This window comes from Variovorax sp. P4_D9 (assembly GCF_056401695.1).
On the sequence record NZ_JBFUIU010001091.1, the window covers coordinates 1 to 2,470 of the forward strand.

The following is a 2,470-nucleotide window of genomic DNA, read 5'->3' on the forward strand; positions in this document are numbered from 1 at the left end:
CATGAGTTTTGCGCTACCCATTCGCGTCTACTGGGAAGACACCGATGCCGGCGGCATCGTGTTCTATGCCAACTACCTGAAGTTCATGGAGCGCGCCCGCACCGAGTGGCTGCGCTCCCTGGGTATCGCGCAACGGCAACTGCGCGAAGAGACCGGCGGCATCTTCGTGGTCAGCGAGACGCAGCTCAAGTACCACCGTCCGGCCCGGCTCGACGACGAACTGCTGGTTACAGCCGAACTGCGCCAGATCGGCTCGGCGTCACTGATAATCGCCCAGCGCGTGCTATCAAATTCGGAGCAAAGTGCAGCATCGGGCCCCGCCCTGCTGTGCGAAGGCACGATCCGCATCGGCTGGGTCGATGCGGCCAGCCTGCGTCCCGCGCGCATCCCGCGCCAGGTTTCGGGAACCCTCGAGCGCTACGCCAGCTCCATGTCTCAACCTCTCAAGCCATGAATCAACAAGACCTGTCGATACTTTCCCTCCTGCTCCACGCCAGCCTGCCGGTGCAGCTCGTGGTGTTGCTGCTGATCGTGGTGTCCGTCGCCAGCTGGGCGGCGATCTTCCGCAAGTACTTCGCGCTCAAGCGCACGCGCTCCCTCAACGAAGACTTCGAGCGCGACTTCTGGTCGGGCACCAGCCTCAACGAGCTGTTCTCCTCGGCGGCCCAGAACGCCAAGTTCGCGGGTCCGATGGAGCGCATCTTCGCCTCCGGCATGCGCGAGTACCAGAAGCTGCGCGAGCGCCATGTCTCCGACACCGGCACGCTGCTCGACGGCGCGCGCCGCGCGATGCGGGCGAGCTTCCAGCGCGAGCTCGACGCGGTCGAGCAGAACCTGTCCTTCCTGGCCACGGTCGRCTCGGTCTCGCCCTATGTCGGCCTGTTCGGCACGGTGTGGGGCATCATGCACGCCTTCACCGGCCTCGCCGCCCTGGCGCAGGTGACGCTCTCCACCGTCGCCCCGGGCATCGCCGAAGCGCTGGTCGCGACCGCCATCGGCCTGTTCGCCGCGATCCCGGCGGTCGTTGCCTACAACCGCTTCGCGCGCGAGATCGACAAGATCGCGATCGCGCTCGAGACCTTCATCGAGGAGTTCTCGAACATCCTGCAGCGCAACCTCACGGCCCATGTGAATCCGGCGACGGTCACCCCGGCCGGCCGCTGAGCAGAGAGGAGCATCGCACCATGCCCGCCATGTCCTCCCGCGGCCGCGGCCGCCGCACGATCAACGAGATCAACATGGTCCCGTTCATCGACGTGATGCTGGTGCTGCTGATCATCTTCATGGTCACGGCACCGCTGATCACGCCGAGCGTGATCAACCTGCCGAGCGTCGACAAGGCCAACAAGCAGCCCGACCGTCCGATCGAGATCGTGATTAAGAGCGACGACGAGGTGCAGATCAAGAAGGATCCGTCGACCGGCAGCGGCAGCAGTTCGATCCCGATGACGCAGATCGGCTCGGCCGCCAAGCAGGCGCAGGGCGGCGACGCTGAACGGCCGGTGGTCATCAGCGCCGACAAGACCGTCAAGTACGAAACCGTGGTGAAGGCCATGAACCAGTTGAAGCGCAGCGGCATCGAGCGGGTCGGCCTGTCGGTGCAGACCACCGGCGCGAAATGATGTCGCTCGCCGCCGACCGTCCCGAATTCGCCCCGCCGCCGCAGCGCGGCACGCCGCGCGCGGTAGCGCTGGCGCTTGTTGCCCATGCCCTGTTGATCGCCGCCCTGACCTGGGGCGTGAACTGGCGCCGCGAGGCCGAGAACGACGCGGTCGAGGCCGAGCTGTGGTCGACCACCGTGCAGCAGGCGGCGCCGCGTGCCGTGGCCCCCGCGGTGCCCGTGCCGCCGCCTCCGACGCCGACCCCGGCCCCGCCGCCGCCCCCGCCTCCTCCGCCACCGCCCCAGGCGGTCCGGCCGCCGGAGCCGACACCAGCGCCGAAAGCGCCCGACATCGCTCTCGAGCGCGAGAAGAAGCTGAAGGAACAGAAGGAGCGCGAGCGCGAACTCGAGCAGCAGGCCCAGCAGCAGAAGAAGCTCGAGGCGGCGAAGAAGGCGGCGCAGGAAAAGCGCGAGGCCGAGGCCCGCGAGCGCGCCGAGGAAGAAGCCGAGCGCAAGAAGGAAGAGCAGAAGAAGCTCGCCGACCAAAAGCGCAAGCAGGAGGCGGAAGCCGCCAAGCAGGCCGAAGCCGCAAAGAAGAAGGAAGCCGAGGCCAAGCAGGCGGCGCAGGCCGCGGCAGATCGCGCGGCGACGCTGAAGCGCATGCAGGCGATGGCCGGCTCGGGCGGCGAAGGCGCGGCGGCCAAGTCTTCAGGCCCGTCGGGCAGCTACGGCGGCAAGGTCGCCGCGGCGGTGCGGCCCAACGTCGTGTTCCCCGACGCCGACCTGGTCAGCGGCAATCCGGGTGCCGAGTTCGATGTCCGGCTGGCGCCCGACGGCACCATCGTCGGCACCCCGGCGCTGGTCAAGTCG

The 2,470-nt window shown here is 68.0% G+C and carries 4 protein-coding genes; all 4 read left to right on the forward strand.

Annotated features, from left to right (window positions below):
- Nucleotide 1: 1 nt before the first annotated feature.
- Complete coding sequence (ybgC, locus tag AC1DY5_RS51320; RefSeq protein ID WP_478121965.1) at nucleotides 2-454, forward strand: tol-pal system-associated acyl-CoA thioesterase; 453 nt, start codon at nucleotides 2-4, stop codon at nucleotides 452-454.
- Nucleotides 451-1,164 carry a protein TolQ gene (gene tolQ / locus AC1DY5_RS51325; RefSeq protein WP_478121966.1) on the forward strand — a complete coding sequence of 238 codons (714 nt, stop codon included), beginning with the start codon at nucleotides 451-453 and terminating at the stop codon, nucleotides 1,162-1,164. The genes ybgC and tolQ overlap by 4 nt, the downstream gene beginning before the upstream one ends.
- Nucleotides 1,165-1,184: 20 nt before the next feature.
- Nucleotides 1,185-1,622, forward strand: coding sequence for an ExbD/TolR family protein (locus AC1DY5_RS51330; RefSeq protein ID WP_478121967.1), 438 nt, complete (start codon nucleotides 1,185-1,187; stop codon nucleotides 1,620-1,622).
- On the forward strand, nucleotides 1,619-2,470 hold an 852-nt coding region (tolA, locus tag AC1DY5_RS51335), incomplete at its 3' end, for a cell envelope integrity protein TolA (protein ID WP_478121968.1). The genes AC1DY5_RS51330 and tolA, both read left to right, overlap by 4 nt.

Bases quoted from the DNA above. Each gene is read 5' to 3' on its own strand.
- AC1DY5_RS51330 (WP_478121967.1), top strand. From the start codon at position 1,185: ATGCCCGCCATGTCCTCCCGCGGCCGCGGCCGCCGCACGATCAACGAG.
- ybgC (WP_478121965.1), top strand. From the start codon at position 2: ATGAGTTTTGCGCTACCCATTCGCGTCTACTGGGAAGACACCGATGCC.